Genomic DNA, 6,000 nt, shown 5'->3' on the forward strand with positions numbered 1-6,000 from the left:
AGCGGTAGTTTATAATAGTTGGGAACCATGGCGGATCATTCCGAGCGAAAGAGGAGTGCGGGAGATTGAACCTACCCAATTTGTTAACGTCATTGCGATTTGTGCTGATTCCCGTCTATATCGGGATATTCGCAACCGGCAGGATGATACCGGCTTTCTTCATTGTCGTCGCAGCTGGCGTAACGGATGTGCTGGACGGCTATATGGCCAGAAAGCTCGGTCAAACGACGCCTGTCGGCGCTATGCTCGATCCGCTGGCGGATAAGCTGATGATTATTAGCGTCATCGTATCGCTGCTTGCGGCAGGCCACATATCCTGGTGGGCCGCCGGCGCCTTGTTCCTGCGCGATGCGGCAATGATCGTTGGCGGCTTGCTGACGCATTTCGGCGGCAAGAAGAATGTGCCGGCTAATTGGATAGGCAAGCTGACCACCGTGCTGATGTATGCCGCTATCATGTTCATCTTCTTCGAGGCGCCGTTCGCGCGTACATACTTATGGGCAGTTATTGCATTCTCGTTCGTTACTTCATTGGTGTACTTAACCGCCTATCAGACTCTGAACAAGACCAAGACGCCGCCGACGAATGTATGAAAAAGACAGAAAGAGGCTCGACCGCGAGCGCTTCAGGCACGCGGGTCAAGCCTCCTTATCTTAACCTTCACAAACTGCAGTTTCATGAAGGATACGAATAGTTTTGCTTAAAGGACGAGGATTTATACTGCTGAATTCGAGAAAGGGGCAATATTTATGTTGGATATCAATCAAATACAGGAAATTATTCCGCACAGACCGCCGTTTCTGTTAATTGACCGCATACTGGAGGTCGAACCCGGCGTGCGCGCTGTGGGTGTGAAAAACGTAACGATGAACGAGCCGCATTTCATCGGACATTTCCCGGGTTATCCGGTGATGCCCGGCGTGTTGATCGTGGAAGCTCTGGCCCAGGTAGGCTCTGTAGCGATGCTGATGGTCGAAGCCAACAAAGGCAAGCTTGGCTTCTTCGCGGGCATTGACGGCTTCCGCTTCCGCGGACAGGTAACCCCTGGCGATACGCTGACGCTGGAGGTTGAGATTACCCGCTTGAAAGGACCTGTCGGCAAAGGACAAGCTGTCGCCAAGGTAGGCGACAAGGTCGTGGCCGAAGGCGAGTTAATGTTCGCTTTGTCGGAGCGCTCGTAAGGGAGAGCCTTTGGTGCCAACAGACGACACGATGAAGGTTAGAACATTCTAACGTTGGATAGGCAGTGAGCCCGATTGCCTTGAATGAATTCGCAATGTATTGTTGGATAGACGGGAATACTGTCGCATAACTAGAAAGCAATGTAGAACAAGAGAGAAAAGCGATGATAACCTGGAGATCGACTAATGAAATTCGTTTCCAGGCGCAATGGCGAGAGTGTGATAGCGAGAGTGTCGGAGCACCATACTTTACTGTGAGAGAGGGTTTGATGGAATGAGTACACTGGCGAATGATCAAATACGAGCGCGTTATGACGCTTGGCTGGCAGACCCGCTAATTGACGAAGCGACGAAGGAGGAGCTTCGCGCGATTTCGGGAGACGAGAAGGAGATCACGGACCGCTTTTATCGCGATCTGGAATTCGGAACGGGCGGTCTTCGCGGCGTGATGGGCGCTGGCACGAATCGGCTCAATACCTATACGGTAGGCAAGGCGACCCAAGGGCTGGCGAACTGGCTTCTGGCGAATGCAGGGGGATCGACGCCGTCTGCGGTTATTGCGCATGATTCGCGAAATCTCTCGCCGGAGTTTACGCTGGATGCGGCTTTGGTTCTGGCGGGCAACGGTATCCGAACCTATCTATTCCAATCCCTTAGACCTACGCCTCAGCTTTCCTTCGCGGTGCGCGAGCTCGGCGCTTCTGCGGGCGTGGTGATAACGGCGAGCCATAATCCGCCGGAATATAATGGCTATAAGGCGTACGGCTCTGATGGCTGCCAATTGAATCCGGAGGATGCGACGGAGGTTATTGATGCGATTAGCCGCGTGGATGGTTTGGCCGCAGTGAAGCGAATTTCTCGAGAAGAGGCGGAAGCGCAAGGTCTAATCGTCTGGCTGGGAGAAGAGGCGGATGCTCATTTCATTCATACGATCGTTGCGCAAGGTCTGAATTCGGACTTGCTGCAATCTGGGCTCGGAGATGCGTTCAGCGTGGTATATACGCCGCTGCACGGCTCGGGCAATATGCCGGTTCGCGAGGTGCTGAAGGAAGCCGGCTTCCGCAACGTGCATATCGTGCCCGAGCAGGAGCAGCCCGACGGCTACTTCAGCACGGTAAAATCCCCGAATCCGGAGGAGAAGGAAGCGTTCAAGCTGGCGATTGAGCTGGCAAAGAAGGTAAACGCGGATCTTATTATCGGCACGGATCCCGATGCGGACCGCATGGGCGCGGTGGTGAAAAATCATGAGGGCGAATATGTCGTCTTGTCCGGCAATCAATCCGGAGCGTTGATGGTGCATTATCTGCTAAGCACGCTGAAGGAGCGCGGACAGCTTCCGGCGAACGGCGTTGTGATCAAAACGATCGTAACGAGCGAGATGGGCGCTGACATTGCGCGTTCTTACGGCGCTGCGGTGGAGAATACGCTGACGGGCTTCAAATATATCGGTGAGAAAATGACGGAGTACGAGCAAACGAAAGCGCATAGCTTTCTGTTCGGGTACGAGGAGAGCTATGGTTATTTGACAGGCACCTATGCCAGAGACAAGGATGCCGTCGTTGCTGCCCTGTTCATTAGCGAGGCGGCTGCCTATTACAGCAGCAAAGGCAAAACGTTGTACGATGTCCTTCAAGAGCTGTACGGCGAGTTCGGCTACTATTTGGAGGCGCTGGAATCCCGGACGCTTAAGGGATTTGACGGCGTGGAGCAGATTCAAGGCATTATGAATGATTGGCGCGAGAATCCGCCGAGTGAGATTGCGGGCGTGAAGGTGACCGAGGTGCTGGATTACAAGAAAGGTCTTGACGGTCTTCGCGCGGAGAATGTATTGAAATACAAATGCGCGGACGGCTCCTGGTTCTGCTTGCGTCCTTCGGGAACGGAGCCGAAGATCAAGGTGTACTTTGCGGTGAAGAAGGAGACTTATGCAGACGCTGAAGCGATGCTTCACGCCTTGATCAAGGCGGTTATGTCCCGAGTGGACCGCATTTAATTATAACAAGTTCAAAAAGTTCGATTTTCAGCATCCGCTTTTTGAACAGCCTTTATAGAGACGAGCTTGGAACGGGGGATTTGCGTGTTGAATGGATGGAAGCGCTGGGATCGTCTGGCGAAGAAATGGCTGTGGGTGCTCACCTTGATTGGTGTACTGGCGGCATTGCCGCTTGGCTTCGAGCGTATGAAGATGGAGAAGTCCGCGGATACGGTGGAGTATGTGTTCGATTATCGCGATATTGTGGAAGTGGCCGAGCAGCAAGCGCATCCGGCCGTTTTCCTGGACGAGCATCTCGATCTGTTGAAGGATGCCGGAATTACGACAATGGCGGTTTATGAAAGTACCTTGAAGGAGCTTTCGCAGGCAGGCAGGCTTACGTATTATAATGAACGCGATGTCGCGCTTCTGCAAGGGAAGGTACCTGATGAATACGCGAATCGCTCTTACATTCTGTTCGCCGGCGATAAGGAAGCTGAAATGATCGGTCCCGTGCTGCAAGAGGCGTTTGATCGCAAAGGCTACTCCTACAAGGAATGGACCTTGCAAGGACGCCGAGGTTATGTAGTGGATCAGCCGCTTGCCGCAGTCGCCCTGCAGACGATGGATTTCGATCCGATTGCCCTGCAGACCATCCATGACAAAGGCTTTCAGATCATAGGGAGATTCTCTGACCGTGTGACGCCTTATGATTCGGAGCGGACAGAAAGACAGCTAAAGCAACTGCAAAGCTATGGCGTGACTCGCCTCCTGTTCGAGGGAGACACCGTGAAAGGCTATAAGGATCAGGCTGCGCTCAAGAGTCTGGACAGCTTCGGTGAATTGTTGAATCAATACGGCATTGGCTTGACGACAATCGAAAATTTGAAGCAGCCTCAAACGGGATTGAATAAATTGGCTTATTTGACGGATTATAACGTTGTCAGGCTTTATTCCCTGTCGCCCGAGGATAGCATCGAAATGACGACGGAAGGCATCGCCGATCGCTTCTTGCTCGCGGCGAAGGACCGCAATATTCGCATGTTTTTCCTCAATACGATGGTGCAAGCCAGCATGGACGAAGGCAAGCTGAACAATTCTGTAGAGAAGCTGGCGTCTTCGATGCGGGGCGAGGATGGCGTCATTGCGACATTGAGCGATGCGGGATTCCCGTCCGGTCAGGCGCAGGCTTTCAAGTATGATCAGCCTTCCTGGGCGAAGCCGCTTCGCGCGGTTGTCATGCTTTCGGCAATTGCGATGATTGCGCTGTTGATTTCGGCTTATGTGCCGAATGTAGCGATTCCGGTCTTCCTGATTGGACTCCTTGGCGCGGCTGGACTCTATGTGCTGAACAGCTCGCTGATGGCACAGGCGCTTGCTCTTGGAGTTGCGGTAAGTGCGCCGACACTTGGACTCATTTGGGTCATGAATCGGATCTATGCGAGAACGATCGGCGAGCGCAGAATGATTGGCGGAGAGGTCTGGAAGATTGGAGGCGCTTCGCAGCCTGAGCAGGTGCAAGAGCATAGCGAGCGCCTGATCTGGATATTTCCCAAGCTGTCGGTCGGTCGCAGGTTAAGCGCGGCTATCTCTTGGTTCGTCGTGGCTACGCTCATTAGCTGGACGGCGATTCCGCTTGTGTTCGGCTTGCTGAACAACATTACGTATAATTTGGTGCTGGAGCAATTCAGGGGCGTGAGCGTGCTTTATTTTGCCCCGCTTGTTCTGGTGGCTATCTATGTGTTCCTGTATGAGGGCAGCAGCGCTCGCGGCGTTGTCTCTCGGACGATTGGCATTCTGAAGCAGCCGATTACGGTGCTTTGGGTCGTGGTTGTGGCCGTGCTTGCGGTGGCGGGGATGTATTACTTGTCGCGTTCGGGCAACTCGGGACAAGCCACGTCGCTTGAATTAACATTCCGCACATGGCTGGAGAATACGTTCGGCGTGAGGCCGAGATTCAAGGAATTCGTGCTGGGCCATCCGCCGCTATTGCTAGGGTTATTCCTGGCGCTTAGATATCGCGCGGCGTGGGTACTCATAATTGTAGGTTGTCTGGGACAGCTGTCCATGGTAAGTACGTTCACGCATCTGCATACGCCGCTGGTCATCTCGACGATCCGCACGCTGCTCGGTCTGGGAGCGGGTCTGATTCTCGGCGCTGTTCTCATCGCGGCATGGATTGTGCTGGAAGGAGCATGGATGAAATGGCTTCAGCCTCAGATACGCAAATATTCCGCCTAGCCCTGTCCGGCTATTACGGCTTTCGCAACAGCGGCGACGAGGCGGTGCTGAAGGCGATTCTGCTGGCGCTGGAAGAGCAAGGCAAGGCGCAGGGCGTACGTATCGTGCCGATCGTGCTGAGCATCGATCCGGCATGGACAAGCGCGATGTACGGCGTCGAGTCCGCGCATCGGATGCGTCTCGGCGAGGTGCTGCGAGCTTTGCGAGGCTGCGACGGGCTCATCAGCGGCGGCGGGAGTCTGCTGCAGGATGCCACGAGCGCGAAGACGATTCCGTATTACACCGGAATCATGAGGCTTGCCCAGCTGCTGGGCAAGCCGACGTTCGTCTACGCGCAGGGCATCGGCCCGGTGAACCGCCGCTGGATGGAGCGGCTGATCCGCCCGGTTATGCGGCGGAGCGCCTATGTTTCGGTGCGGGACGCCGCATCCGCCGAGCTGCTCGGGCGGATGGGCGTGCCGCATGACCGGATCGAGATCGTACCCGATCCGGTGATGGGGCTGCCGCTGCCGGCGGATGCGGCAGCGGCAGCGCGCGAGCGCGACGCGCGGGGCGCGGGCCGCGAGGCCGCGGCGGGAGCGCCCGCAGGCGCGGGACGCGCGGAGG

General features: G+C 55.2%; 5 protein-coding genes. All 5 read left to right on the forward strand.

Annotation, left to right across the window (positions count from 1 at the left end; genetic code table 11):
- Positions 1-65 precede the first annotated feature (65 nt).
- Positions 66-593, forward strand: a complete 528-nt coding sequence (locus tag HFP08_RS15300) for a CDP-alcohol phosphatidyltransferase family protein (protein WP_168121461.1) — start codon at positions 66-68, stop codon at positions 591-593.
- A gap of 156 nt (positions 594-749) precedes the next feature.
- Entirely contained in the window at positions 750-1,181 is a 432-nt protein-coding gene (fabZ, locus tag HFP08_RS15305; RefSeq protein ID WP_168121462.1) for a 3-hydroxyacyl-ACP dehydratase FabZ, read from the forward strand.
- A gap of 274 nt (positions 1,182-1,455) precedes the next feature.
- Entirely contained in the window at positions 1,456-3,174 is a 1,719-nt protein-coding gene (locus HFP08_RS15310; protein ID WP_168121463.1) for a phospho-sugar mutase, read from the forward strand.
- A gap of 84 nt (positions 3,175-3,258) precedes the next feature.
- Complete coding sequence (locus HFP08_RS15315) at positions 3,259-5,394, forward strand: DUF5693 family protein (RefSeq protein WP_168121464.1); 2,136 nt, start codon at positions 3,259-3,261, stop codon at positions 5,392-5,394.
- Positions 5,358-6,000, forward strand: a 643-nt coding sequence (locus HFP08_RS15320) for a polysaccharide pyruvyl transferase family protein (RefSeq protein WP_206109257.1), incomplete at its 3' end; no start/stop codon positions are given. The genes HFP08_RS15315 and HFP08_RS15320, both read left to right, overlap by 37 nt.

Source organism: Paenibacillus sp. HB172176 (genome assembly GCF_011947265.1).
GTDB lineage: Bacteria > Bacillota > Bacilli > Paenibacillales > Paenibacillaceae > Pristimantibacillus.